Source organism: Aliiroseovarius sp. xm-d-517 (assembly GCF_013283135.1).
Taxonomy (GTDB): Bacteria; Pseudomonadota; Alphaproteobacteria; order Rhodobacterales; family Rhodobacteraceae; genus Aliiroseovarius; species Aliiroseovarius crassostreae.
In genome coordinates, this window is the sequence record NZ_WBXT01000001.1 from 1,120,769 (window position 1) to 1,145,738 (window position 24,970).

General features: G+C 60.9%; 20 protein-coding genes. 6 read left to right on the forward strand and 14 right to left on the reverse strand.

Annotated elements, in window-relative coordinates:
• Positions 1-13 precede the first annotated feature (13 nt).
• From XMD517_RS05335 to XMD517_RS05355, 5 genes are all read right to left on the reverse strand, one after another.
• Positions 14-1,618: a carboxyl transferase domain-containing protein gene (locus XMD517_RS05335; protein WP_173486497.1), complete on the reverse strand. Its 1,605-nt coding sequence runs from the start codon at positions 1,616-1,618 to the stop codon at positions 14-16.
• Entirely contained in the window at positions 1,615-2,154 is a 540-nt protein-coding gene (locus XMD517_RS05340) for a lysozyme inhibitor LprI family protein (RefSeq protein WP_173486498.1), read from the reverse strand. Before XMD517_RS05340 ends, XMD517_RS05335 begins: the two co-directional genes overlap by 4 nt.
• Positions 2,154-3,314: an isovaleryl-CoA dehydrogenase gene (locus tag XMD517_RS05345; protein ID WP_055191550.1), complete on the reverse strand. Its 1,161-nt coding sequence runs from the start codon at positions 3,312-3,314 to the stop codon at positions 2,154-2,156. The genes XMD517_RS05340 and XMD517_RS05345 overlap by 1 nt, the downstream gene beginning before the upstream one ends.
• 206 nt (positions 3,315-3,520) lie before the next feature.
• The gene (locus XMD517_RS05350; RefSeq protein WP_173486499.1) at positions 3,521-4,726 is read right to left on the reverse strand and encodes a DegT/DnrJ/EryC1/StrS aminotransferase family protein; all 1,206 of its coding nucleotides are present in this window, start codon (positions 4,724-4,726) and stop codon (positions 3,521-3,523) included.
• 36 nt (positions 4,727-4,762) lie between these two features.
• Entirely contained in the window at positions 4,763-5,452 is a 690-nt protein-coding gene (locus tag XMD517_RS05355; protein WP_173486500.1) for an HAD-IA family hydrolase, read from the reverse strand.
• Positions 5,453-5,630: 178 nt separating this feature from the next.
• Here XMD517_RS05355 and glmU point away from each other — a divergent pair, with 178 nt between their 5' ends.
• Genes glmU through XMD517_RS05375 form a run of 4 tightly spaced genes read left to right on the forward strand, consistent with a single transcriptional unit; the run spans position 5,631 to position 10,153 of the window.
• Positions 5,631-6,986 (forward strand): bifunctional UDP-N-acetylglucosamine diphosphorylase/glucosamine-1-phosphate N-acetyltransferase GlmU, encoded by a 1,356-nt coding sequence (gene glmU, locus XMD517_RS05360; protein ID WP_173486682.1) that lies wholly within the window; start codon positions 5,631-5,633, stop codon positions 6,984-6,986.
• Position 6,987: 1 nt separating this feature from the next.
• Positions 6,988-8,808, forward strand: coding sequence for a glutamine--fructose-6-phosphate transaminase (isomerizing) (gene glmS / locus XMD517_RS05365; protein ID WP_173486501.1), 1,821 nt, complete (start codon positions 6,988-6,990; stop codon positions 8,806-8,808).
• Between the two features lie 29 nt (positions 8,809-8,837).
• Positions 8,838-9,386 (forward strand): pyridoxamine 5'-phosphate oxidase family protein, encoded by a 549-nt coding sequence (locus XMD517_RS05370; RefSeq protein ID WP_173486502.1) that lies wholly within the window; start codon positions 8,838-8,840, stop codon positions 9,384-9,386.
• Entirely contained in the window at positions 9,383-10,153 is a 771-nt protein-coding gene (locus tag XMD517_RS05375) for a DNA alkylation repair protein (RefSeq protein ID WP_173486503.1), read from the forward strand. The genes XMD517_RS05370 and XMD517_RS05375 overlap by 4 nt, the downstream gene beginning before the upstream one ends.
• A gap of 79 nt (positions 10,154-10,232) precedes the next feature.
• Here the strand turns inward: XMD517_RS05375 and XMD517_RS05380 are convergent, their stop codons facing one another.
• Both XMD517_RS05380 and XMD517_RS05385 read right to left on the reverse strand, forming a co-directional pair.
• Positions 10,233-11,870 carry an AMP-binding protein gene (locus XMD517_RS05380; RefSeq protein ID WP_254449707.1) on the reverse strand — a complete coding sequence of 546 codons (1,638 nt, stop codon included), beginning with the start codon at positions 11,868-11,870 and terminating at the stop codon, positions 10,233-10,235.
• Positions 11,870-12,193 (reverse strand): D-galactarate dehydratase, encoded by a 324-nt coding sequence (locus XMD517_RS05385; protein ID WP_368493352.1) that lies wholly within the window; start codon positions 12,191-12,193, stop codon positions 11,870-11,872. Before XMD517_RS05385 ends, XMD517_RS05380 begins: the two co-directional genes overlap by 1 nt.
• Positions 12,194-12,442: 249 nt before the next feature.
• Here XMD517_RS05385 and moaA point away from each other — a divergent pair, with 249 nt between their 5' ends.
• Positions 12,443-13,486, forward strand: a complete 1,044-nt coding sequence (gene moaA / locus XMD517_RS05390; RefSeq protein WP_254449708.1) for a GTP 3',8-cyclase MoaA — start codon at positions 12,443-12,445, stop codon at positions 13,484-13,486.
• 264 nt (positions 13,487-13,750) lie between these two features.
• On the opposite strand, the gene XMD517_RS05395 is transcribed toward moaA, so the two are convergent.
• Positions 13,751-14,914, reverse strand: coding sequence for a M20 aminoacylase family protein (locus tag XMD517_RS05395; RefSeq protein WP_173486505.1), 1,164 nt, complete (start codon positions 14,912-14,914; stop codon positions 13,751-13,753).
• A gap of 38 nt (positions 14,915-14,952) precedes the next feature.
• Positions 14,953-16,305: an FAD-binding oxidoreductase gene (locus tag XMD517_RS05400; RefSeq protein WP_173486506.1), complete on the reverse strand. Its 1,353-nt coding sequence runs from the start codon at positions 16,303-16,305 to the stop codon at positions 14,953-14,955.
• 404 nt (positions 16,306-16,709) lie between these two features.
• Here XMD517_RS05400 and XMD517_RS05405 point away from each other — a divergent pair, with 404 nt between their 5' ends.
• Entirely contained in the window at positions 16,710-17,792 is a 1,083-nt protein-coding gene (locus XMD517_RS05405; protein WP_173486507.1) for a YeeE/YedE thiosulfate transporter family protein, read from the forward strand.
• On the opposite strand, the gene XMD517_RS05410 is transcribed toward XMD517_RS05405, so the two are convergent.
• The 5 genes from XMD517_RS05410 to XMD517_RS05430 all read right to left on the reverse strand — a co-directional run bounded on the left by XMD517_RS05410 (position 17,725) and on the right by XMD517_RS05430 (position 24,940).
• Positions 17,725-19,005 (reverse strand): DUF3422 family protein, encoded by a 1,281-nt coding sequence (locus XMD517_RS05410; protein WP_173486508.1) that lies wholly within the window; start codon positions 19,003-19,005, stop codon positions 17,725-17,727. The genes XMD517_RS05405 and XMD517_RS05410 overlap by 68 nt on opposite strands.
• 195 nt (positions 19,006-19,200) lie before the next feature.
• Complete coding sequence (gene murD, locus XMD517_RS05415; protein WP_173486509.1) at positions 19,201-20,598, reverse strand: UDP-N-acetylmuramoyl-L-alanine--D-glutamate ligase; 1,398 nt, start codon at positions 20,596-20,598, stop codon at positions 19,201-19,203.
• Between the two features lie 249 nt (positions 20,599-20,847).
• Complete coding sequence (mraY, locus tag XMD517_RS05420) at positions 20,848-21,930, reverse strand: phospho-N-acetylmuramoyl-pentapeptide-transferase (RefSeq protein WP_173486510.1); 1,083 nt, start codon at positions 21,928-21,930, stop codon at positions 20,848-20,850.
• A gap of 98 nt (positions 21,931-22,028) precedes the next feature.
• Entirely contained in the window at positions 22,029-23,447 is a 1,419-nt protein-coding gene (gene murF / locus XMD517_RS05425) for a UDP-N-acetylmuramoyl-tripeptide--D-alanyl-D-alanine ligase (RefSeq protein WP_173486511.1), read from the reverse strand.
• Positions 23,444-24,940, reverse strand: coding sequence for a UDP-N-acetylmuramoyl-L-alanyl-D-glutamate--2,6-diaminopimelate ligase (locus XMD517_RS05430; RefSeq protein WP_173486512.1), 1,497 nt, complete (start codon positions 24,938-24,940; stop codon positions 23,444-23,446). The genes murF and XMD517_RS05430 overlap by 4 nt, the downstream gene beginning before the upstream one ends.
• Positions 24,941-24,970: the final 30 nt, after the last annotated feature.

A 24,970-nucleotide genomic window follows, 5' to 3' on the forward strand; every position in this document is an offset into this window, starting at 1 on the left:
AAAGGCGAAACCGTTACATTCTGAAAACGCCGAACTTGGTGTCTTCGATCGGGGCATTGAGGGCGGCCAGGAGCGAGAGGTAGAGGACTTCGCGTGATTTACGCGGGTCAATCACCCCGTCATCCCAGAGCCGTGCCGAGGCATAAAGCGGGTGGGATTGTTCCTCGAACATGTCGATGGTGGGCTGTTTGAAGGCGGCTTCTTCTTCCGCCGACCAGGTCCCACCTTTGCGTTCAATCCCGTCGCGCTTCACGGTGGCGAGTACGCCTGCGGCCTGTTCGCCCCCCATCACCGAGATGCGCGAATTGGGCCAGGTCCACATGAAGCGCGGCTGATAGGCGCGGCCGGCCATGCCGTAGTTCCCCGCGCCATAAGAGCCGCCCACAACCATGGTCACTTTCGGCACGTTGGTGGTGGCCACAGCGGTCACCATTTTCGCGCCATGGCGGGCAATGCCTTCGTTTTCATATTTGCGACCGACCATGAAGCCGGTGATATTTTGCAAAAACACCAGCGGGATTTTCCGCTGCGAGCAAAGCTCGACAAAATGCGCGGCCTTTTGGGCGGCTTCCGAGAAGATCACGCCATTGTTGGCAATGATGCCAATCGGGCAGCCCATCAGATGGGCAAAGCCGGTCACGATGGTTTCGCCGAAACGGGGTTTGAACTCGTCAAAACGCGACCCGTCGACAATGCGCGCGATCACTTCGCGGATGTCATAGGGGGTCTTGAGGTCGGCGGGCACCACGCCCAGCAGTTCCTCGGCGTCATAAAGCGGCTCTTCCGGTTCCTGCCACTTCACCGTAAACGGCCTTTCGCGGTTCAGGCTTTCCACGGCGCGGCGCGCCAGAGCCAGCGCATGGGCGTCATCTTCGGCCAGGTAATCGGCCACGCCAGAGAGGCGGGTGTGCACGTCACCGCCGCCAAGGTCCTCGGCGGAAACCACCTCGCCCGTGGCAGCCTTTACCAGCGGGGGGCCTGCCAAGAAGATGGTGCCCTGTTCTTTCACGATGATGGTCACGTCCGACATGGCGGGCACGTAGGCGCCACCTGCGGTGCAGGACCCCATCACAACGGCGATCTGCGGGATACCTTTGGCGGACATGCGCGCCTGATTGTAGAAGATGCGGCCAAAATGGTCGCGATCCGGGAACACTTCGTCCTGGTTGGGCAGGTTGGCCCCGCCGCTGTCCACAAGGTAAATGCAGGGCAGGTTGCATTCCTCGGCAATCTCTTGCGCCCGCAGGTGTTTTTTCACCGTCATCGGGTAATAGGTGCCGCCTTTCACGGTGGCATCATTGCACACGATCATGCATTCCTGACCGTGCACCTGGCCGATCCCGGCGATCACACCCGCGCAGGGGGCGGCGTCATCATACATGCCATGGGCAGCTGTGGCACCGATTTCAAGGAAGGGGCTGCCCGGATCCAGAAGGTTCGACACCCGGTCACGCGGCAGCATCTTGCCACGCGACAGGTGACGGTCGCGCGAGCGTTCGCCCCCGCCCTGCATCGCCTTTTCAGCAGCCTCTGCCACCACATTCAGCGCGTTCAGATGGCCGTCACGATTGGCCTTATAGGCTTCTGATCCCGGCATTGCTTGTGAGTTCAGTTTCATTCTGTGCATCCTTCATGGTTGCAGTTCGCGGCCTGATCCGCCGCAAGGTTTTGTTCCAGAGACCAGGCTTGCCGCGCAGTCAAATCAAGGTAGCAGGACAGGCTGGCGGGTCCGCCGCCCGTGCCACCCCCCCAGGTCGAGCGTTCATATTCGCAAGACGCATCCCGAAAGGGGATCCAAGCACGTTGCATCGCACGCAGGGCCTCGGCCTGGCTGGGCACACTTGCCCCCAGCTCTGCCATCTCGGCATCCACGATTTTGCTTTGCTTCATCAGCAATCCATACGCCGCGTTCAACCGACGGTCCCAATCATGCGCTTCTGCATCAAGACATTGCACCATACTTGCGGTGCTCCATCCGTATTCACCCGCTTCCATGCAAGCATTGGCCGACGCCCCGAAACACTGATGCGCCTCGCCTTCCCCCCCTTTTTCCGCCAGACAATTCAGCGTGGCATCAAAAGAATAGGTGATGTCCTGCGCCAAGGCCGGAGCCCCCACGCAGGTCAAGGCGCATATGATCGCCCAGCGCTTCATTACTGGTTCGCCATCAGCTCACGGCCGATCAGCATCCGGCGGATTTCCGAGGTGCCGGCGCCGATTTCCATCAGCTTGGCGTCGCGGAACAGGCGCGAGACGGTGCTTTCGTTCATGAAGCCGGTGCCGCCCATTGCCTGCACGGCCTGGTGCGCCTGCACCATCGCCTGTTCAGAGGCGTACAGCACACAGGCGGCGGCGTCCTGACGGGTCACCTGACCCCGGTCACAGGCCTTGGCGACCTCGTAGATATAGGCGCGGGCCGAGTTCATCGCGGTGTACATATCCGCCACCTTGGCCTGCATCAGCTGGAACTCACCGATTGGCTTGCCGAACTGTTTGCGTTCTTTCAGATAGGGCATGATTTCATCCATGCAGGCGGCCATGATGCCGGTGCCAATCCCCGACAGAACCACACGTTCGTAATCCAGCCCGGACATGAGCACCTTTACGCCTTTGCCCTCTTCGCCCAGCACGTTTTCAAACGGCACTTCCACGTCTTCAAAGATCAGCTCAGCGGTGTTTGACCCACGCATCCCCAGCTTGTCGAAATGCGGCGAGGTCGAGAAACCTTTCATATCCTTTTCAATCAAGAAGGTGGTGATGCCTTTGGGGCCCGCATCGGGGTCGGTCTTGGCGTAAACTACCAAAGTGTCCGCATCCGGGCCATTGGTGATCCAGAACTTGGTGCCGTTCAGCACGTAATAACCATTGCGCTTTTCGGCGCGCAGCTTCATGCCCACCACGTCGGAACCGGCCCCGGCTTCGGACATGGCCAGCGCGCCGACATGTTCGCCCGAACACAGCTTCGGCAGGTATTTCGCCTTTTGCTCATCAGTCGCATTGCGGCGGATCTGGTTAACGCAGAGGTTCGAATGCGCCCCGTAGGACAGTGAGATCGAGGCCGAAGCACGGGCGATCTCTTCGACGATCACAACATGCGCCAGGTAAGACATGTCCGAGCCGCCAAATTCCTCAGGCGTCGTGACCCCCAAGAGGCCCAGCTCACCAAATTCGGTCCACAGCTCGTTCGGAAACTCGTTGGTCTTGTCCGCCTGCTCGGCCAGCGGTTTGATCCGCTCCTGCGCAAAGGCGTGCACCATTTCACGCACGGCGTTGACGTCTTCTCCGAGGTCGAAATTCATGGAATTTGTGAACATAATGTGGTCCTCCGGGATGGGCCGGTTGCGACGGCCGGAATTAAGTGTCGCCCATTATTGAACGCTTGTTCATTTCCTAGACCGGGAGGCAGATTCGGGTCAATGGGGACGCAGCGTCGCAAATCCCCATGCCAGGCAGATCAGAAGGTGAAACGACGCGTGCCCAGACGCTGGGCAGGTCTGCCGTCAATCGGGAACAGAGGAGGTTATGGCGCCCGGTTCTGAGACGCCACGGCCACTTCGTCGCGGATGATCCGCGCGATTTGGGCGCAATCATCAAGGCTGAAGGTCAGCGGCAGGCGCAGATCCAAGACCGCCCTCAGGATCCGGTCCGTCCTCGGCAGGCGGGGCGGGTCTGCATATCGCCAGCTGTCATATCGGCTGGTAAAACCCGTGGGCTCTGACGCGCCAAACCATTTCAACTCAACACCGCGCGCCGCACAACGCCTTACCACGTCCTCCACCTTTTCTGCCGCCCAGTCCAACAGCAGGAACTGGAAAGACGACATGACATAGTCTTCCGCCTCAGGGCGATCAATCAACGTCAGTCCGGACGTTTGCGCCAGCCCCGCCTCGACCGCGCGATACCGGGCATTCCACCCAGCACATTGGTCCCCTAACCTGGCCAGCTGAGGCCGCAGGATCGCCGCGCGCAGATTGTCCATACGACCAGAGATATTCGGGGTGAGGTATTTGATCTCAGCAAAGGCCTCGGGCGGCGGGGCGGCCAGATGACGTTCATAAAGCATGTAAGATCCCGACAGGATCGTGGCCCGTGCCATCAGGTCAGGATCATCCGAAATCAACAGCCCGCCTTCCCCGGAATTCAGGTGCTTGTAGGTCTGGGTCGAATAGGCGGCCATCGCCCCGTGCCGCCCGGACAAAACCCCGTTCCAGCGCGCGCCCATCGTGTGGGCGCAATCCTCGATCACCACCACCCCGGCCGCATTGCAAAGCGCCATCAGCCGGTCCATGTCGCAGATATGCCCGCGCATATGGCTGAGCAGCAGAACTTTGGCCTGGGGCAGCTTTGCCTCCAGATCCTCCAGATCAATCGTCAGCGCCTCGGTGACCTCGACAAAAACGGGCCGTGCCCCCAGTGACACGATGGCCCCAGGGACCGGAGCCAGGGTAAAGGCGTTGGTCAGCACCGCTTCCCCCGGTTGCACCCCCACGGCACGCAGAGCGGTTGCGATGGCATAGCCGCCCGACGACACGGCCAGCGCGTATTTCGCGCCCATTGCGGCGGCAAATTCCTGCTCCAGAAGCGCAGTTTGCGACAATTCTTCCTCGGCGACGTTATAGCGATGCAGGCGCCCATGGCGCAGCACCTCAAGCGCGGCGGCAACCGCATCGTCGGGGATCGGTTCCTGCTGGGTAAAATTTCCGGAAAAGATCTCTTGTTCAGTCATATGCGCGCCTTTCCCCAAACCACCCGCCCCCTACTGTCACGCCGTGACCGGCAGGCCAATCAACCGGGCGACAATGTCGTCCAGATGATCGAAATGGTCCAGCATCGCTTCGGGGGCAAGCCGCGACACGCCCTGCCCCTCCGGACCGAACCCCACCAGAATGCAGGGCACGCCGGCTGCGCGCGCCGTTTCCCGGTCGGTCATGGTATCCCCGATGATCAGCGACGCCTCGACACGACCGCCAGCCTGTTCGACCGATGCCAGATAGGGTGCGGGGTCCGGTTTGCGGGTGGGCAGAGTGTCTGCACCGATCAGCGACGTGAACAGGTCCCGGATCCCCAGTCGCGCCAGCAGAAGATCGGCCAGCCCCTCAGGCTTGTTGGTGCAGATCCCCACCGCATAGCCCTGCGCGCGCAACCGTTTCACCGCCGCCACTGCGCCGGGATAAAGCCTTGTATGCCGGTCGATCCCGATACGGTAATGGTCCAGCAGGTTGGGGAACTCACGCTCCACATGGGGGTCGCGCTGCGAAACATCCCCATGCCCCAACCGCTCGAACCCCAGATGCAGCATCGCGCGCCCTCCGTGAAAGGCGGTCAGGGCATCCGCCACCGGATCAAGCGGCTGCCCCTGTCCCAGCGCCTGAAAGCAGGCATTGGCAGCGGCGATCAGATCGCCGGATGTGTCCGCCAGCGTCCCATCAAGATCGAAGATAACAGTCTGCATCTGCCCCTCTTTTCTGCGGTGATCGGGTTTCGGCAAAAACACGCCAGTTGCGGCGTCGATATGGCCCGATGTGTAATCCATGGTAAAGTTAAGTGAACCTAGCCCTCTTGCGGGCGCTTACCCAAGAGGTAAAACGGGACCAACGGATTTAAAAGAGCAGATCACCATGACCACACCCTTGCCCACCGCCCTGATCCTGCTGGCCGCAGGACGCGGCACACGGATGAAATCGGACCTTCCCAAAGTGTTGCACGAGGTGGGCAATGCGCCGCTGTTTGCCCATGCGCTGGCCTCGGGCCGTGATCTGGCGGCAGAGCGCACGGTGATGGTGGTGGGCCATGGGGCGGATCTGGTCAGGAAAGCCGCCCATGAGATCGACCCCGACATCACGCTGGCCGTTCAGGAAGACCAGCTTGGCACCGGCCATGCCGTGTTGCAGGCCCGCGAGGCACTGGCTGGCTTTGAAGGTGACGCGATTGTCCTCTATGGTGATACGCCTTTCATTCGCCCGGAGACGCTTCAGGCCATGGCCGACGCACGCCAGAACGGCGCGGATGTGGTGGTGCTTGGCTTTGAGGCGGCTGATCCTGGCCGATATGGCCGCCTGGTTGTGGAAAACAAAACCTTGACCCGCATTGTCGAATTCAAAGATGCCAATGACGCGGAACGCGCCATAACGCTTTGCAACAGCGGTGTGGTTGCAGCGGACGCCCAGACCCTGTTTTCGCTGATTGACGGCGTGGGCAACGACAATGCGTCGGGCGAGTATTACCTGACGGATATTGTGGAAATCGCCAATAGTCGGGGATTGCGGGCCGTGGCCGTCACCTGCGACGAGGCGGAAACGCTCGGCATCAACTCCCGCGCGGAACTGGCTGCCGCAGAAGAGCTGTTTCAGACCCGCCGCCGCGCAGAGCTGCTGGAGGACGGGGTGACACTTCAGGCCCCAAAAACCGTGTTCTTCTCACTCGACACCGTGGTGGGGCGCGATGCCTTCATCGAACCGAATGTCTATTTCGGCCCAGAGGTGACGGTGGAAAGCGGTGCACGGCTGCGGGCCTTCAGCCATTTCGAAGGCTGCCACGTCTCCACCGGCGCCATCGTCGGGCCCTATGCGCGGCTGCGCCCGGGGGCCGAGCTTGCCAATGGCGCCAAGATCGGCAATTTCGTGGAAATCAAGAATGCGCAGATCGGCGAAGGGGCCAAGGTCAATCACCTGTCTTACGTGGGGGACGCGACTGTGGGAGACGAGGCAAACCTGGGTGCGGGCACCGTCACCTGCAACTATGATGGCGTGATGAAACACCACACCCATATCGGCAAACGCGCCTTTATCGGCTCTGACACGATGCTGGTGGCCCCGGTCCGTGTGGGGGATGAGGCGATGACAGCGTCAGGTTCGATCATCACCCGGGACGTGCCCGACGGGGCGCTGGCGATTGCGCGGGCGGATCAGCAGATCAAACCGGGCCTTGCGGTGAAACTGTTCAAAAAACTCAAGGCGCTCAAGGCGCGCAAACAGGAAGGCAAGTGACATGTGCGGAATTGTTGGCGTTCTAGGCAATCACGAAGCCGCCCCGATCCTGGTCGAAGCGCTGAAGCGGCTGGAATATCGCGGCTATGACAGTGCGGGTATTGCAACGGTAAACGACGAGGGGGCGCTGGCCCGTCGCCGCACCGTGGGCAAACTGGTGAACCTGTCGGACCATCTGGTGCATCATCCTCTGGCTGGCAAATCCGGCATTGGCCACACCCGCTGGGCCACTCATGGCGCCCCGACCACCGACAATGCCCACCCCCATCGCGCGGGCACCGTGGCGGTGGTCCATAACGGGATCATCGAGAACTTCCGAGAACTGCGCGCGGAACTCGCCGCTGAAGGGATCCATTTCTGCACGGAGACCGATACCGAAACTGTCGCCCTGATGACCCAAAGCCGGATCGACAAAGGGGCCAGCCCGGTTGACGCCGTGCGCGCCACGCTGGCCCGGCTGGAAGGTGCCTTTGCCCTCTGCTTCCTGTTTGATGGTCATGACAACCTGATGATCGCCGCACGCAAGGGCAGCCCGCTGGCCATTGGCCATGGGGATGGTGAGATGTTTGTCGGGTCAGATGCCATTGCGCTGGCCCCGATGACCGACCGGGTCACCTATCTGGAAGAAGGCGACTGGGCCGTGATCACCCGCGCAGGCGCCGAGATCTTCGACGCGGAAAATCGCCAGACCAACCGCCCGATGAAACAGGTCCGGATGGATGCAACCATGGCCGAAAAAGGCGGCTACAAACACTATATGGCCAAGGAAATCGCCCAGCAGCCCACCGTGGTTGGTGAGGTCATTTCGGCCTATGCGAAAAATGGCCAGATCACCATGGAGCTTGAGGGGGTGGATTTCGCCGCCATCGACCGGCTGTCAATTGTCGCCTGCGGCACGGCCTATTATGCTGGCCTGACCGCAAAATACTGGTTCGAGCACTATGCCCGCCTGCCCGTGGACATCGACGTGGCGTCCGAATTCCGTTACCGCGAAGCCCCGTTCAGCCCACGCACGGCGGCGCTGTTTGTCAGCCAGTCCGGTGAAACCGCCGATACGCTGGCGGCCCTGCGCTATGCCAAGGGCAAGGCCGATCATATCCTCAGCCTGATCAATATGCCCGAAAGCTCGATTGCGCGCGAAAGTGACGTGGCGGTGGAAATCCACGCCGGTGTCGAAGTCTCAGTCGCCTCGACAAAAGCCTTCACCGCACAGCTGACCTGCTTTGCCCTGATGGCCCTGAAAGCGGCCCATGCGCGTGGACATCTGAGCGCGGACGGGCTTGCCACCAAGCTGGCTGAGCTGCGCCAGCTGCCCGGCCTCATGTCCGCCGCCCTGTCAATTGATGAGGAGACCCGCAGGATCTCCTCCAAGCTGGCCGAAGCGCGGGACGTGCTGTTTCTGGGACGCGGCCAGATGTTCCCTCTGGCTCTGGAAGGCGCGCTGAAACTCAAGGAAATCAGCTATATCCATGCAGAAGGCTATGCCTCGGGCGAGCTGAAACACGGCCCGATTGCGCTTGTGGATCAGCACACGCCGATCGTGGTGATGGCCCCCCATGACGGCCTTTTCGACAAGACCGTGTCGAACATGCAAGAAGTGATGGCCCGTGGTGGTCGGGTGCTTCTGGTCTCAGACGCGCGCGCGGCCCAAAGCTCGGGCGATGGCGTCTGGAACGCAATTACCATGCCCGAAGCGCCCGAACTTCTGCAACCGATCCTCTATGCGATCCCCGCGCAGCTGCTGGCCTATCACACCGCAATTGCCAAAGGCACCGACGTGGATCAGCCACGCAATCTTGCCAAATCCGTAACGGTGGAGTAACGCCGCCGATCAATCCCGAAAGGATCCCCATGGCCAAGCAGTTTGACCGGATCGACGACAGCCACCGCAGCTTCATCGAAGCGCAACCGATGTTTTTCACAGGCACAGCCGCGCCGAACGGGCGGGTCAATGTCTCGCCCAAGGGGATGGACAGCCTGCGCGTTCTGGGACCAAACCGGATCCTTTGGCTGAATTACACCGGGTCGGGAAATGAAACCGCCGGACATCTGCGCGCCGCAAACCGGATGACCCTGATGTGGTGCAGTTTTGCAGCGCGCCCGCTGATCCTGCGCGCCTATGGCACGGCGCGGGCCATCCACCCGCGCGACACGGATTGGGCAGAGCAGGCGGCCCTGTTTGGGACCCCGTTTGGCGCACGCCAGATTTATGACATGCAGGTCGAACTGGTGCAGACCTCCTGCGGCTATGCGGTGCCCGAGATGGAGTTGACCCGCCAGCGCGACACGCTTATCACCGCGCTTCACGCCAAAGGGGAGGATCTGACCCCCTATTGGTCCGAGAAGAACACCACCACAATTGACGGAATGCCCACCGGTATTCTGGGAGATGACACATGATCCTTGAGGATGCCCTGAATGCCATGCGCGCCTATGCCGACCCGCAACGGGCGGTCGAAAGCGCAGCCTATCACAAACAGACGCGCGAGGTGCTGGGCGTTTCAAATCCCGTGCTGAACGATCTGACCAAAACCTGGCGTCAGGCGCTGAGCGTAGAGGAACGCGTGACGCTTGCAGACGCACTTTGGAATAGCAATATTTTCGAAGCCCGGATTGCTGCTGCCAAGCTGCTGACACAGGCGCGTATCCGCCCCGATCAGGCCGTATGGGACCTGATCCAGAGCTGGGTGCCACAGTTTGACAGCTGGGCCATTGCCGATCACGCCTGCATGGCGGGGCAAAAACGCCTGGTGGCGGACCCGTCCCGCCTGAACGAGGTCGAGGAGTGGGTGCGCGCGGCCCCCTGGCCCGATACGCTCTGGATCCGGCGTGCAGCCCTCGTGATCACCCTGCCCTGGACCAAACAGAACCACCCCAAACCCGAGGAAGAGGCCGCCCGTGAGCGCATCCTGGGATGGGTCGCAGAATGTGCCACGCTGAAACACGGGGCCATGCAAAAGGCGGTGGCCTGGTGGCTGCGCGACCTGTCGAAACATGACGCCGCCCGCGCGCGCACTTTTTTGATGGAGCACGGGCCGATCATGAAACCCTTTGCGGTGAAAGAAGCCGGGCGCCATATCGGCTTTACGGTCGCGGACCTGCCGGAACCTGCCCCGGAACCCGCCATTACGCCGGACCTTTCAGACGAAAGCCCCGCGCAGGAATAAAGCCCTGTGAAAAAATAGAAAAGCCGGGGAATGTTCCCCGGCCCTCATCTCAGTTCACGGCGCAGTTCTCGGGCAGTTCTCACCGCAGCTCTCGGCGCATGATCTTCCCGGTGGCGGTCATGGGCAGGTTTGTGACAAATTCCACCAGCCGCGGCGCCACATGCGGGCTGATCCGCGCCTTGACCAGTTCCACCAGTTCGTCATCCTTACCAGCCGGGTCCACCCCGTCACGCAATACAACCACCGCCTTGACCACCTCCGTGCGCAGCGGATCCGGCACCCCAACCACAGCCGCCATCACCACGTCAGGATGCGCCATCAGGCAGTTTTCAATCTCGGACGGGCCAATCCGATAGCCTGCCGAGGTGATCACGTCATCATCGCGCGAGGCAAAGGTGAAATAGCCCTCGCCATCCCGTGTCGCCAGATCCCCCGTGCGCATCCAGGGTCCGGTGAATTTCTGTTCCGTCTTCTCCGGCAGGTTCCAATAGCGCAGAAACATGACCGGGTCCGGTGCGCGCACGGCAATTTCGCCCATTTCCCCCGGCGCACATTCGCGCCCGCTGGCATCCAGAACCGTCACCTCATGCCCCGGAATGGCCTGCCCCATCGCCCCCGGCTTGACCTGCATCGCCCCCGCAACGGAGGAAATCACAAGGTTGCATTCGGTCTGGCCGTAAAACTCGTTCAGTTCGACCCCCAGCACATCACGCGCCCAGCCAAGCAGTTCCGCCCCGAGGCTCTCACCACCTGTTCCGATTGAGCGGATATGCACCCCGTCAGGCGGGGCCTCGGACTGGCGCATCAGTTTCAGCGCCGTTGGCGGCAGGAACAGGTTGCGGATCTTGTGATCAGCAATCATCCGATAGGCCACACCCGCATCGAATTTACGCATCCTGTGACTGACAATCGGCACGCCGAAATAAAGGAACGGAATGGCCAGATCCATCAGTCCACCGATCCAGGCCCAGTCGGCCGGGGTCCAGCCCTTGTCGCCCGGTTGCGGGAAATCGGGATTGAACGTCTCGACGCAGGGCAAATGCCCCAGCAAAAAGCGATGCGCATGCAGCACCCCTTTGGGAGGGCCGGTGGTGCCCGAAGTGTAGATCATCAGAGCAGGATCTTCCGCCAGCGTGTGCTCCCGCTCCGTCAAGGGGGACGCCTTGGTGATCTCAGCATGGAAATCCAGCACGTCACCGCCTGCGCCATCCACCAAGAACACCTGCTCCAACCCCGGCAACCCAGCACGGATTTCCGTGATTTTCGCAAGGTTTGCACGGTCCGTCACCACCACCTTTGCACCGCTATCCGACAGGCGATAAGCCAGCGCATCCGCACCGAACAGCGTAAAGAGTGGCAAGATCACCGCACCGATTTTGTAGGCGGCAAAATGGCTGATCAGCACATCAGGCCCCTGCCCCAACAGCACCGCAACCCGATCCCCTTTCTGCACGCCCGACGCCCTGAGTACAGTGGCGAAACGATCAGAAAGCGCGCTCAACTGGCCATAAGTCCAGTCCTGCACCTGCCCATCCTGTGCCACATGGGTCAGCGCCACGCGGGTGGGATCAATTGCGGCCCAACTGTCGCAACAGCGTTCGGCAATGTTGAAATAGTCGGGAATGTCCCAGCGAAACGCTGCGCGCATTTCGCCCCATTGGCCCCAACCGGTCACGGTTTTTCGCGCCCGCCCTTCGGCCTGCCAAGTCTGATCCATCACAGGTCTGACACCTCAACCTCATGTAGCCCCGCAAGAGGAAGGTCCAGCAGGCGCAGCGCCGACAGGGAAAGCCGGCTACCGCCTCCCGCGGGCCCGGGGATCGGGCGCAACTCCACCTTGACCGTGCGCCCGGTCTGCTTGGACGTCACCCGACCCTCCTGCACCGATTTCACCAGCGGCGTTTCCAGCCAGAACCCCGGCTGAGCAACATCCCCCAGCGTGGCGATTGTGCTGCCCAACCGGGCATTGGACACGGGGGTGGCGGCCACGGCTTCTTGCCGGGCCTCATTGTTGGCCGTATCAAATTGTTCAACAGTCACAGCCCCTTGAGGCGGAGGCGGCAACTCCGTGACAGCTCCAGCCTCAGATGAGTTTGCATCCGAAACCGGGGGCGCTGGCGGGTTTTGCTTCACCTCAAACTCAGCACAACCAGACAAAATCAACACAAAAGCGGGTATGGAAATCAACTGTTTCATACTGCGAAGCGTGACGCAAAATTGATCGTGGATCAATGGGGATTTACCTGTCCAACCCTTGCATCCCCCAAGGTCGAAGCATAGGGTCACGCCATGAAAACGCCGAACGACATGACCACCTCGCCTTCCTCCGATGCGCCGCGCCTGGTTGATCCCTTTCAGCGACCGGTCACCTATCTGCGCCTGTCCGTGACCGACCGTTGTGATTTCCGCTGCACCTACTGCATGTCTGAACACATGACGTTCCTGCCGAAAAAGGACCTGCTGACCCTGGAAGAGCTGGACCGGATCTGCACCGCTTTCATCGGGCTGGGGGTGACAAAGCTGCGCATCACTGGGGGCGAACCCCTGGTGCGCCGGGGCATCATGGAGTTTTTCCGCGCCATGTCACGCCACCTGGACAGCGGCGCCCTGAAGGAACTCACCCTCACCACCAACGGATCACAACTACATCGTTTCGCGGACGAGCTTTACGCCTGTGGTGTGCGCCGCGTGAATGTTTCCCTCGATACGCTGGACGAAGATAAATTTGCAAAAATCACCCGGTGGGGTCGGCTGCCACAGGTCTTGCGCGGCATTGAAGCGGCCCAGAAGGCCGGGCTGCGCGTGAAAATCAACGCCGTGGCGGTGAAAGATTTCAACCAGGAAGAACTGTTTGACCTGACCCGCTTCTGCGCCGAACGCGATATGGACCTGACCTTTATCGAAGTGATGCCGATGGGGGACATGGATGAGGTCGCCCGCTTGGGCCAGTTCTGGTCCCTCACCGATCTGCGCAACGAATTGGCCACCCGCTACACACTCACCGATCTGGGTGACAACACCGGCGGTCCGGCGCGCTATATGCGGGTCGAAGAAACCGGGCAGAAAATCGGCCTGATCCAACCGCTCAGCCATAATTTCTGCGAAAGCTGCAACCGGGTCAGGATGAGCTGCACCGGGCAGCTTTATACCTGCCTTGGCCATGACGGCATGACCGACCTGCGCGCGCCCCTTCGCGAAAACAATGATGACGCCCATCTGGTCGAGGCGATCCACGCCGCCATCGCCCGCAAACCCAAAGGCCATGATTTCGACTATTCACGCCAGAAAGTCAGCGGCCAGACCCAGCGACACATGAGCCATACCGGCGGCTAAAACGTCTTTACTTACAACCGGGGCGAGGAAAACCGAAACGCCGCAAAAGACCTCAATCTCGTGGGGCTGACAGAACAAACACACCCCTCAGATCTCTCCAGAAACACGTTCCTCCCCGGCCAGTTGCCTGATGCCCCGCCCCCTTCCCCTTGCTTCAAATATCCTGGGGGAGCCGAAGGCGGGGGCAACGCCCCAAACAGGCTCACAACGTGAGCCACCAACAGCGCGCCCAAAGCGCAAGCTTGGGCGCCCTTTGCCCTGACATCACTCAATCGGCATGCGCTGCTCAGCTATCTCCGCCCACCAGCTGCACCCGGCCGGGATCACCTCGTCATTGAAATTATAGGCGGGATGGTGCACGGCGGCCGTGTCTCCATTGCCCACAAGGATATAGGCGCCCGGACGCTCTTCCAGCATGAAGGCGAAATCTTCTCCTCCCATGACCAGCGGCGCCTCATCACAGCTCCCCGATACGCTGCGGGCCACGTCTGCAGCAAACTCAGTCTGCGCTTCATGGTTCACCATCACCGGGTAATTGCGATCGTATTCCACCCGGGCGCATCCCCCAAACGTGGTGGCTATTCCTTCGCAGATGGCTGTGATCCGGTCCTGCGCCAGATCCCGGACCTCCTCTGACAGGGTCCGGGTTGTGCCTTTTATTACAACCTGTTGCGGGATGACATTGAAGGCGGTCGACGACGTCTCGAACGAGGTGACAGAGACCACAAGCTGATCGACAGGATTGGCATTGCGCGCCGCAACGGTCTGAAGCGCCATCACAGCCTGCGCCGCCATCACAGTCGGATCCACCGTGGTATGCGGCTTGGCAGCATGCCCGCCCTTGCCCTCGAATGTCACTTTCCACACATCGGTTGCTGCAAAAAACGGCCCCGGGCGGATCGCGAAACTGCCCGTGGGCACACCGGGCCAGTTATGCATGCCATAGACTTCCTGAATGCCGAAACGCGCCATCATCCCGTCATCACACATTTCCTTGCCCCCACCGCCGCCTTCTTCGGCGGGCTGGAAGATCACCACCAGTGTTCCGTCAAAATTCCGGGTCTCCGCCAGGTATTTCGCCGCCCCCAGCAGCATCGCCGTATGGCCGTCATGGCCACAGGCATGCATTGCTCCGGGGGTTTTCGAGGCATAATCCAGCCCGGTCTCCTCATGAATGGGCAGCGCATCCATATCGGCGCGCAGACCAATCACCTTGCCGGAGGCAGTTTTGCGCCCCTTGATGACCCCAACCACACCGGTGCGCCCAATGCCCGTGACCACCTCATCACAGCCGAATTCCGCCAGCTTATCCGCCACGATCTGCGCTGTGCGATGGGTGTCGAACAGGATCTCGGGATGGGCGTGAAAATCACGTCGCCAGGCGGTGATTTCGCCCTGCAACTCGGCAAATCTATTCTTGATGGGCATATCGCCGTCCTTTCCGGCCCGCTCCGGGCGCAAACTGATTATAACGCGGGGCCAAGCTCTAACGGTGCCCCATCCGAGAACCGCGAAAAGCGGAAGCGTGAGATATCATGCCCCGGCGCGCGCCCCTGCACAAGATCCGCCACGATCCGACCAAAGCCGGGACCGATACCAAACCCGTGGCCACTCATGCCAGTGGCCAGGATCAGCCCCGGCAGGCCCGGCACCGCGTCCACGATTGGCACCACATCTGGCATCGCATCAATCATCCCGGCCCAAGCGCGTTCCAGCCCGACCTCTCCCAGATCCGGGAACAGGGTGGCAAATCCACGGGCCAATGCATCCACCTTACCGAGATGAGGACGGGGGTTCAGAACCCGCATCCGCTCAAAAGGGCTGACCTCATCGTCACGCCAGCGCCGCGGTGTGGTCCAGGCATCCGGGTATCCGTTTGGCGCTGCGGGCAGATAGCGGGTGCCAAAGGGATCCTGTTTTACCAGGGGCCAGAAGGCGCGACAGGCCCGGACCGCATCTGGACCAATCATGAATTCGTGAAACCCACCCGGCGCAAGCGTATAGCCCCCATCGGCACGCCTGCGAAACGACACCGGACCGCCCCCCGTGGCGGCAAAACTGGCAACCTCCGGCAAGGGTTTGGTCTGGGCCACGGTTGCGCGCACGGCCAGTTGCGGGATCGACACCCCATGGCGACGCAGAAACAACGAGGACCATGCCCCGGCCGCCAGCACCACCTGACGCGACTTTATGATGTGCCCCCTGTCGGTCAGAACCCCCGTGACCTCTCCGCCTGACCGATCAAGCCCGCGCACCGCGCAATTCTCAACGATACAGCCCCCTTCCCGCGCCGCCAGTCGCGCAAGAGCTGGCACCGCGAGAAAAGGTTCAGCGCGCATGTCGGTCTCGGTCCACAGGGCCGAATGAAACCGTGTCCTGGCCCCTCGCATCAGGTCAGCCGTGGCATCCCCATTCAAAAGGCGCGTGGACAGGCCATGTTCTTTTGCAACGGCCAGAAATGGCAGGAACTCCAGCTCCTCCTGCGGATTGGCTGCAAGATAGGCCACGCCGGACTGCCTGAGGCCAATATCTGTGTCCAGCTGAGCGGCCAGTTCCTGCCAGAGCTGCTGCGCATGGCAGGCAATCGGAACTTCGGCGTGATCACGGCCCTGAACCCGGATCCAGCCCCAGTTGCGCCCGCTTTGCTCCCCCGCGACACGGCCTTTCTCAAGCACAACAACCTTGAGCCCGTCACGGGCGGCAAAAAGCGCGGTTGTGATACCGATCACGCCGCCCCCGATGACCACCAGATCAGCGGTTTCGGGCAACGGGTTCTCATGCACGACAGGAGAGGTATCGGCGATCGGGAACGGCTTCATGTAACACCTCATCTCTGATCACTTTGGCCAAACGGAATTCCTATCTCGGCACGCTAAAGCGTTTCGGGATAAACTTGAAACACATGTTTGTTCTGAAACGCTCACAACATTGAGATTTCTTACCGCGAAATCCGGTCCTGAAAAGAACTGAACTACCGGGATGCCCCATCCTGCTTGATGCAGCACCCAAACCGGATGCAAAAAAGGGAGATCTGACCGACACATTGGCAGATGCCCAAACAGCGGCCCCTGCGACAGCGGCCACCATGAAAGGACGATCTTTCATTTAAACCCGGTTGTGGAATTTTTTCCCTCAAACCCCACCCATTCGCAAACAATCTTTTCTTGCATCAGGCCACCCAACCCGACATTGGAAACACATTCCAATAAGCGGAGATGTGAAGATGTTCGAAACCCTTGTCATTGAGGGGCTGGGTCTTGAAGAGCTGAGCCCGCGCACGGCCTCTGTCTGGTTTGGGCTGACCCTCGGGATCGGCTTTGGCATTCTGGCTTTTGCGACCGGGTTTTGCCTGCGTCGCGGGCTGGTGGGCGCCCGATCCGAGCGCCTCTCAGCGATGACCACATGGCTTTTGGTCCTGTCGGTCGCCCTTATTGGCACGCAGGCACTTGGCTGGATCGGCGTGATCGAGGTCACCGAACATCGGCTGCTCTCGGCCCAGCTGCCCCTGTTGCAAACCGGGCTGGGGGGCGCGCTGTTTGGCGCGGGGATGGCTTTGACACGGGGGTGCCTGTCACGACTGACGGTGCTGTCCGGCAGCGGCAATCTGCGGGCATTGACGGTGCTTGGCGTGGCGGCCCTTGTGGCGCTTGCGACCCAAAAAGGTGTGCTTGCCCCGCTGCGAACCGCCCTCGCCGGATATGAGATCGAGGTGACACGCCTGCCGCAACTTTTCACCTTTCTGCCCCTGCTGATCACGCTTTTCCTGCTTATCAGAACCCGGCTTTCGGCCCTGCAACTTATCCTTTCGTCCCTGCTTGGCGTTTTGGTTCCGCTCGGCTGGCTTGGCACGGGGCTTTTGCTTCAGGACGAGTTTGACCCGATTGCCGTCGATAGCCTGTCTTTCACCGGTCCCTGGGCCGACAGCCTGTTCTGGTCCGTCGCCTCATCGTCGATCGCTGCAGGGTTTGGCACCGGCCTGATTGGCGGTGTCATTCTTGGCGGGCTTGTCCTGTCGCTGATCACCCGCCGCTTTCAATGGCAGGGATTTGAAAACCCCGCCCAGATGGGGCGGTATCTGGTTGGCGGGGGTTTGATGGGGTTTGGCGGCGTGCTGGCAGGCGGCTGCACCGTGGGGGCAGGCCTGTCGGGCCTTGCGATCCTGTCGACCACGGCCCTGTTCGCTCTGGCGGCGATCATCACCGGCGCGCTGATCATGGACCGTGTGATCCTGCGCGCCGTCAATGCTCGATCGAGTGGCGGATCCGGCGCACCATCATCCAAACCAGCGCCACAACCGGCAGCGTAAGCCCCGCGGTCAGCATCCCCTTGGAAATCCCCAGCCAACTGGCAAGCGGATAAGCAAAATAGCTGGCCAGCGAAACCGCGTAATAGCTGATCGCCACCACCGACAGCCCCTCGACCGTTTCTTGCAGCCGCAGCTGCAACTGCGCCCGCTTGTCCATGCTTTCCAGCAACGCCTGGTTCTGTGCAGAGCGTTCGACATCAACCCGGGTACGCAACAGGTCCCCTGCCCGCTTGGCCCGCTGCGCCATGGCGGTCAGCTGGCGTTCCGCACTTTCCACCGTGCGCATCGCAGGATCATAGCGGCGCATCATGAATTCCTGCCAGGTCTGGCGCCCCTCGAACCGTTCTTCGCGCAACACTTCGATACGTTGATCAACAATGGCGCGATAGGCCTGCGTCGCGCCGAACCGGAACGACGTTCTGGCCATCAGATCTTCCAGCTCCGCCGAAATCGACAAAAGCTCATCCAGGGTCGAGGCCGCATCCCCCCCCTGACCCATTTTCTGCACCAGCCGGGACAGCTCTCCATCCAGTGCGCCGAGACGGGAATGCAGGTTGCGCGCGCGCGTCAGACCAAACATGGACATCGACTTATAGGTCTCGATCTCGCAAATCCGCTGCACGATACGACCGATGCGCCGACGTCCTGTTCCGGGGGCCGTAAACACGGAAAACCGCATATGACCCGCCGGATCGATGCGAAAATCCCCCATCAGGATCGCCGCCCGGTCGAGCACCCAGCTGACCGCCACGCTTTCCGCAACAAACCATTCAGAGATCGCCTTGCACATCTCTTCCTTCGGGGGTTGTTCCTGGATCTGGATCAGGGCAGACGTGACCCGGACACCCGGCGCACGCGCCACCCAATCATCTGGAAACACGTCAAATTTCGAAGGATCAAAGGGCCGATCTGCAAGCCCGTCCATGAAAACCGTGTAGGTCACGAACTCGGTATGGCTTTCCCATTTCAGGTGATGGCGACCAATCTGCCCGTAATAATGGCTGGCATTGGGCTGCGGATGCGGGGCGCCGTGGCGATCCAAAAGCTCGATCAGATGCGCCCGATCCGCATCCCGGTCGCGGCTGGCTGCATCCGAGCCAGGTTTCACCGCAAGATAGGCTGCAACGGCAGGGGTCTGAACCGGCGGGAAAGGCCGGGCATGTAGTTCATTGGCCAGACCATAGCGGTCCGGGTGATCTGCTAATGGAAACATCGCACGCTTCTCCTTCTACCCCGGCGATGTCGTTACATTCGCATCGGGGCAACCTCCTGAACCGAAGCGTTAACAGAGCCGACACACATTGCAAGTATTTATAAACACGTTATTTTTTCGGAGATTTGCATACTGCTGAATACCGTTATCGCAAACGTGGAAATCCTTCCCCCATCTCCACATCCAAACGGAATGTCAGAGCAGCGCCCGAACAAGACGGGTGAAATCTTCCCCCCGCTTCTCAAAATCCGGATACTGATCGAATGATGCCGCAGCCGGGGCAAGAAGCACGGTATCACCGTCCTGCGCATCCCGGGCCGCAGCCCTCACGGCGAGTTCCATCGTGTCGCAGATTTCATGGGGCAAATCCCCGATTTGCAAAGCAAATTCACGCCCCGAATGTCCGATCAGATAGGCTTTCGTCACATTGCCCAACTGATCTTTCAGACTTTCAATGCCGCCATCCTTGCCCAGCCCCCCCGCAATCCAACGGATATTTTTGAAGGCCGCAAGGGCCGCGCGGGCGCTGTCCACATTGGTGGCTTTCGAATCGTTCACAAACGCCACGCCATCTTTTTCGCCCACCAATTGGGAGCGATGCGGCAGGCCGGCAAAACTGGCAAACCCCGCTTCGATCTGTCGCGGTGCCAGCCCCAATGCACGCCCCACCGCATAAGCACAACAGGCATTCTGGTGGTTGTGACTGCCCGGCAGGCCCTTGATCGCCCGCAGGTCGATCGATGCCACCTGTCGGCCTTTGCGATACTCAGACAAGAACCCCTTGCGGGCAAAGACCTGCCACCCGGGACCAGACAGTTTACGCGCCACCGACACCCGGATCACCCTGTCATCCGCGGCCCCTTCGGACAATTGTCCAGCAAGGAACACACCTTCTTTCTCATCCACACCGATCACCGCACGATCTGGTCCCCCTTCGGCAAACAGGCGCCGTTTCGCGGCAAAATACCCGCCCATCCCGCCATGGCGATCCAGATGGTCGGGCGACAGATTGGTAAACACCGCCACATCCGGTGTCAGCGCCCGCGCAAGATCTGTCTGATAGCTCGACAGTTCCAGCACCACCACCTCACCATCATGAGCCGGGTCGATATCAAGAACCCCACGGCCAATATTTCCCGCCAGCTGCGCCGGCCGGCCTGCCGCTTCGATCATATGATGGATCAGCGCCGACGTGGTCGATTTGCCATTGGACCCGGTCACCGCCACCACCTTTGGCAGCTTTTCAAAATTGTCCCATTCCTGCGTGGCAAAACTGCGGAAGAAAAGCCCGATGTCATTGTCCACCGGCACGCCTTCCTCCATCGCCCGCGCGATCAGTTTGTTGGGATCGGGATAGAGATGCGGTATGCCGGGGCTGACGATCAGCGCAGAAACATCTTCCCACGCATTGCCCTTGTGAAGATCATGCAGGCTCAGCCCCTGCGCTTCGGCCCGGTCGCGCGCCTCCTGCCCATCATCCCAGCACAGCGCAACCGCACCACCTGCTTCCAACGCGTGGGCCGTCGCAAGACCTGAACGTCCCAGCCCCAGGACCGCAACCTTCTGACCTTCATAACCTTTGACCGGGATCATGCGCCTGCCTCCATCATTGTGTCTCTTCGCTAAAGCATTTCCAGACTGGGGTGGATCAGAACTGCATTTGGAAATGTTCACAACCCATTTCGTCCAGGCGGTTCGACTTTTGCCATATTCCGACTAAAAAGTCGAAGCGACTTAAACCGGCTACGGCCAAAACAAAAGCCCCGCCCTTTTCCTCTTGCAAAAAATATCCCCGCCGGAGGCATCCGACGGGGACAGGACCACAGCGCTTATGTTCTGCGATCACCGGATCTTCAACGTTGCAAGACCAATCAGCGCAAGGATCAGAGAGATGATCCAGAACCGGATCACAATCTGCGGCTCTTTCCAGCCTTTATGCTCAAAATGGTGATGGATCGGCGCCATCAGGAAAACGCGTTTTCCGGTGCGCTTATAGTAAAGCACCTGAATGATGACCGAGAGGGCCTCGACCACAAAAAGACCGCCGACAATGGCCAGAACCAGCTCGTGTTTGGTCGCAACCGCAATGGCACCCAAAGCTCCGCCAAGCGCCAGCGACCCGGTATCCCCCATGAACACCGCCGCAGGGGGGGCATTATACCACAAAAAGCCCAAACCGCCGCCGATCAGGGCCGAGGTGAAGATCAAAAGCTCGCCCGTGCCCGGCACATAATGCACCTCGAGATATTCGGTAAAGTCGACCCGCCCCACCGCATAGGCAATGATGCCCAGCGTGGCGGCCGCAATCATCACCGGCATCACCGCAAGCCCGTCCAGACCATCCGTCAGGTTCACCGCATTGGCGGACCCCACGATCACGATCATCACGAAGGGGATAAACAGAAAACTCATATTGAGCAGCGCATCCTTCAGGAACGGAAATGCCAGCTGATATTGCAAAGCCTCCGGGTGGTAAGCCGAGGCCCAGATGGCGGCAATGGCGGCAATGGCCAGCCCCAGGGCCAGCCGGATCTTGCCCGACACGCCAGCCGTGTTGTTTTTGGACACTTTCGCATAATCATCCGCAAATCCGATCAGCCCGAACCCGTAGGTGACAAACAGCGTGATCCAGATAAACGCATTGTCCAGCCGCGCCCAGAGCAACGTCGCCACCAGAAGCGCCGAGAGGATCAAAAGCCCCCCCATGGTCGGCGTCCCCTGTTTTTCCAGATGGCTCTGCGGCCCATCATCACGGATTGGCTGCCCCTTGCCCTGCTTGCGACGCAGGATATTGATCAGCGGCTTTCCGAACAGGAAACCAAACAGAAGTGCGGTGAAGAACGCCCCGCCCGAGCGAAAGGTGATGTAGCGAAACAGGTTGAACACGTCGCCACCATCCGAAAACTCGGTGAGCCAATAAAGCATCAGGACCATCCCTTCATTACGCGACCTCCGAACCGGGCCGCCTGTCGTCTTTTACCTGCCACCCGCCCCGCTTCACGGGGAAAAGCGCGTCATACTGATCAGCGTTTCGGATGGCCCAATTTGCGCAGTGCGTCAACTGCAAGGCTGACCTTGGACCCTTTGGACCCCTTGACCAGCACAATATCGCCGGCATCCACCAAACCGGAAAGCTGCGAAAGGATTTCAGGCGCGCTTTCCACCCAGATCCCCTGCCTTTCCGCAGGCAGGCGCGCCCAGAGCGCCTTCATACGGGGTCCGACACAGTGAACCACATCCAGATCCGCAAGATAGGGAAGATCCGCAATCGCCTCATGCAAGCTCTGCTCTTCAGGGCCCAGCTCCAGCATATCCCCCAGAATTGCAATCCGGCGGCCTTTCTGAAGCTCACCCACCCCGTCCACAGGCTGCATGATCGACAGCACCTCAAGCGCTGCCGCCATCGAGGTCGGGTTGGCGTTGAAGGCATCGTCGATCAGGGTGAGTGACAGCCCCTCTGGCGCATCCAGCACCACGTCCTCACGGGTGCCCCGCCCGGCTGGCGGCTGCCAAAGCGGCATATCCTGCGCCGCCAGCATGGCCTCTGCCCCAAGGGCGCGGGCCGCAACCAGCACGGCCAATGCATTGCTTGCAAAATGCCTTCCCGGAGTTGCGATTTTGAATAAATATTCCTGCCCCGCCACGATCCCTTTGCAAATCGTCGCCTCTTCCGTGAGCGACACATGGGTCAGGCGGTTGGCATTCCCGGCCTTTGCCCCAAAAGTCTCGGTCCGGGCGCCTTTCGCGGCTGCCAGCAAGATGTCCGTGGTCGGCAGATCGCCATTCACTACCGCCACGCCGCCCGGCTCCAACCCCTGAAAGATCGCCCCTTTTTCGCGCGCAATGCCCGAGATATCCTCAAACGCCTCAAGATGGGCCGCCGCCACGGTGGTGACCATCGCCACATGTGGGCGGGCCATTTTCGAAAGCGGTGCAATTTCACCGGGGTGGTTCATGCCGATCTCGATCACGGCATAGTCCGTATCAGCAGGCATCCGAGCGAGGGTCAGCGGCACACCCCAATGGTTGTTGTAGCTGGCCTCAGCCGCGTGGGTCCTGCCCTGAGGGCTCAGCACTGCGCGCAGCATCTCCTTGGTTGAAGTTTTGCCGACGGATCCCGTCACCGCCACCACACGCGCGCGCGTGCGCGCACGGGCCGCCCGGCCCAGATCCTCAAGGGCACCCAACACGTCCTCGACCAGAAGAAGCGGCGCCTCTTTGTCCACCCCCTCCGGCAGGCGGCTGACCAGCGCCGCACCGGCCCCGGCGGCAAGCGCCTGCGCCACGAAATCATGCCCGTCCCGCGCCGCTTTCAGCGCCACGAACAGATCGCCGGGCTGGATCGTTCGGGTATCAATCGACACCCCCTCGACGCTCCAGTCCCCGCCCAGAACCTTGCCCCCGGTGGCCTTTGCGGCCTCATGCGCTGTCCACAAGCTCATGTCAGTTTCCCATCCAGCGCCGCGACCGCAACCGAGGCCTGCTCCACATCATCAAACGGGAACACATCATTGCCGATGGTCTGCCCGGTCTCATGCCCCTTGCCCGCAATCAAAAGCGTATCCCCCGGCCCCAACGCATCGACACCGCGCAAAATCGCCTCGGCACGGTCGCCCACATTATTGGCATTCGGGCAGCCCTGCATCACCATGGCACGGATCAGATCGGGGTCTTCGGTGCGGGGATTGTCATCGGTGACAAAGACCACGTCGGCATTGGCCGCGGCGGCCTCGCCCATCAGTTTGCGTTTCGAGGTATCGCGGTCCCCGCCGGCACCGAACACCACCACAAGCCTGCCCAGCACATGTGGGCGGATGGCCCTGAGCGCGGTTTTCAGCGCATCCGGCGTATGGGCATAATCGACAAAAACGGACGCGCCATTGTCCCGGGTCGCTGCAAGCTGCATCCGGCCCCGCACGGTTTCAAGATGTTTGAACGTGGCGAACACTCCGGACGGTTCCGCCCCGCAGGCAATCGCCAGCCCGGCCGCCAGCAGCACGTTTTCCGCCTGAAACCCGCCGATCAGGTCGAGCCGCGCCATATGCGGCTCTCCCAGCCAGTCAAAGCGCAGATCCTGCCCGGTGGCATCAAACCGCCGCGCGGTGAGCCGCAGGTCACAATCGGCATGGCTGCCGACCCGGATCACGTTCTGTCCGCGCCCCAGCGCGATATCAAACATCTCCTGCCCTTTCGGGTCATCCATATTGATCACGGCGGTGGCGTCATCAGGAAGGACCCGACGAAACAGCCCGGACTTGGCGTGGAAATACTCCTCGAATGTTTCGTGATAATCGAGGTGGTCCTGGGTGAAATTGGTAAACCCTGCGGCGGTCAGGCGAACCCCGTCGAGGCGCCGCTGCGCAAGCCCGTGCGAAGACGCTTCCATCGAGGCATGGGTGATCCCCGCCCCGGCCATCTCTGCCAGCAGGGCATGAAGCGTGATCGGTTCCGGGGTGGTGTGGGTCATCGGGGCTGTATAGGCACCCTCAACCCCGGCAGTGCCAAGATTGGCCGCCTGAAGCCCCATATGTTCCCAGATCTGGCGGGTGAAACTGGCAACGGACGTCTTGCCATTGGTGCCGGTGACCGCAACCATGTTTTCGGGCTGGGCACCAGACCAGAGCGCCGCCGCATAGGCCAGCGTCATGCGCGGATCCTCGACCACAACAAGGGCTGCATCTGCCGATGCCAGCTCAGCGGCGGCAATGCGTGCCCCTTCCGGGTCGGTCAGGATGGCCCCTGCCTTCATACGCAGCGCATATTGAATAAACTCCCCCCCATGCACACGCGCACCGGGGAGGGCTGCAAACAGGTGGCCGGGCCTGACCTGACGGCTGTCCACCGACAGGCCGGTGATCTTTACATCGCCCCCGCCATTGCCATTGGCGGTCAACCCAAGATCCGCCAGCGTTTTTGTGAGTGTCTTGTCGGCCATGGGGCCCCCTCAGTCTTGGGGGACAGCCGA

Excerpts from the sequence above, each read along its gene's own strand:
- XMD517_RS05335 (WP_173486497.1), bottom strand. The coding sequence starts at position 1,618 with ATGAAACTGAACTCACAAGCAATGCCGGGATCAGAAGCCTATAAGGCC.
- XMD517_RS05340 (WP_173486498.1), bottom strand. The coding sequence starts at position 2,154 with ATGAAGCGCTGGGCGATCATATGCGCCTTGACCTGCGTGGGGGCTCCG.
- XMD517_RS05345 (WP_055191550.1), bottom strand. The coding sequence starts at position 3,314 with ATGTTCACAAATTCCATGAATTTCGACCTCGGAGAAGACGTCAACGCC.
- XMD517_RS05350 (WP_173486499.1), bottom strand. The coding sequence starts at position 4,726 with ATGACTGAACAAGAGATCTTTTCCGGAAATTTTACCCAGCAGGAACCG.
- XMD517_RS05355 (WP_173486500.1), bottom strand. The coding sequence starts at position 5,452 with ATGCAGACTGTTATCTTCGATCTTGATGGGACGCTGGCGGACACATCC.
- glmS (WP_173486501.1), top strand. The coding sequence starts at position 6,988 with ATGTGCGGAATTGTTGGCGTTCTAGGCAATCACGAAGCCGCCCCGATC.
- XMD517_RS05370 (WP_173486502.1), top strand. The coding sequence starts at position 8,838 with ATGGCCAAGCAGTTTGACCGGATCGACGACAGCCACCGCAGCTTCATC.
- XMD517_RS05375 (WP_173486503.1), top strand. The coding sequence starts at position 9,383 with ATGATCCTTGAGGATGCCCTGAATGCCATGCGCGCCTATGCCGACCCG.
- XMD517_RS05380 (WP_254449707.1), bottom strand. The coding sequence starts at position 11,870 with ATGGATCAGACTTGGCAGGCCGAAGGGCGGGCGCGAAAAACCGTGACC.
- moaA (WP_254449708.1), top strand. The coding sequence starts at position 12,443 with ATGAAAACGCCGAACGACATGACCACCTCGCCTTCCTCCGATGCGCCG.
- XMD517_RS05395 (WP_173486505.1), bottom strand. The coding sequence starts at position 14,914 with ATGCCCATCAAGAATAGATTTGCCGAGTTGCAGGGCGAAATCACCGCC.
- XMD517_RS05400 (WP_173486506.1), bottom strand. The coding sequence starts at position 16,305 with ATGAAGCCGTTCCCGATCGCCGATACCTCTCCTGTCGTGCATGAGAAC.
- XMD517_RS05405 (WP_173486507.1), top strand. The coding sequence starts at position 16,710 with ATGTTCGAAACCCTTGTCATTGAGGGGCTGGGTCTTGAAGAGCTGAGC.
- XMD517_RS05410 (WP_173486508.1), bottom strand. The coding sequence starts at position 19,005 with ATGTTTCCATTAGCAGATCACCCGGACCGCTATGGTCTGGCCAATGAA.
- murD (WP_173486509.1), bottom strand. The coding sequence starts at position 20,598 with ATGATCCCGGTCAAAGGTTATGAAGGTCAGAAGGTTGCGGTCCTGGGG.
- mraY (WP_173486510.1), bottom strand. The coding sequence starts at position 21,930 with ATGCTTTATTGGCTCACCGAGTTTTCGGATGGTGGCGACGTGTTCAAC.
- murF (WP_173486511.1), bottom strand. The coding sequence starts at position 23,447 with ATGAGCTTGTGGACAGCGCATGAGGCCGCAAAGGCCACCGGGGGCAAG.
- XMD517_RS05430 (WP_173486512.1), bottom strand. The coding sequence starts at position 24,940 with ATGGCCGACAAGACACTCACAAAAACGCTGGCGGATCTTGGGTTGACC.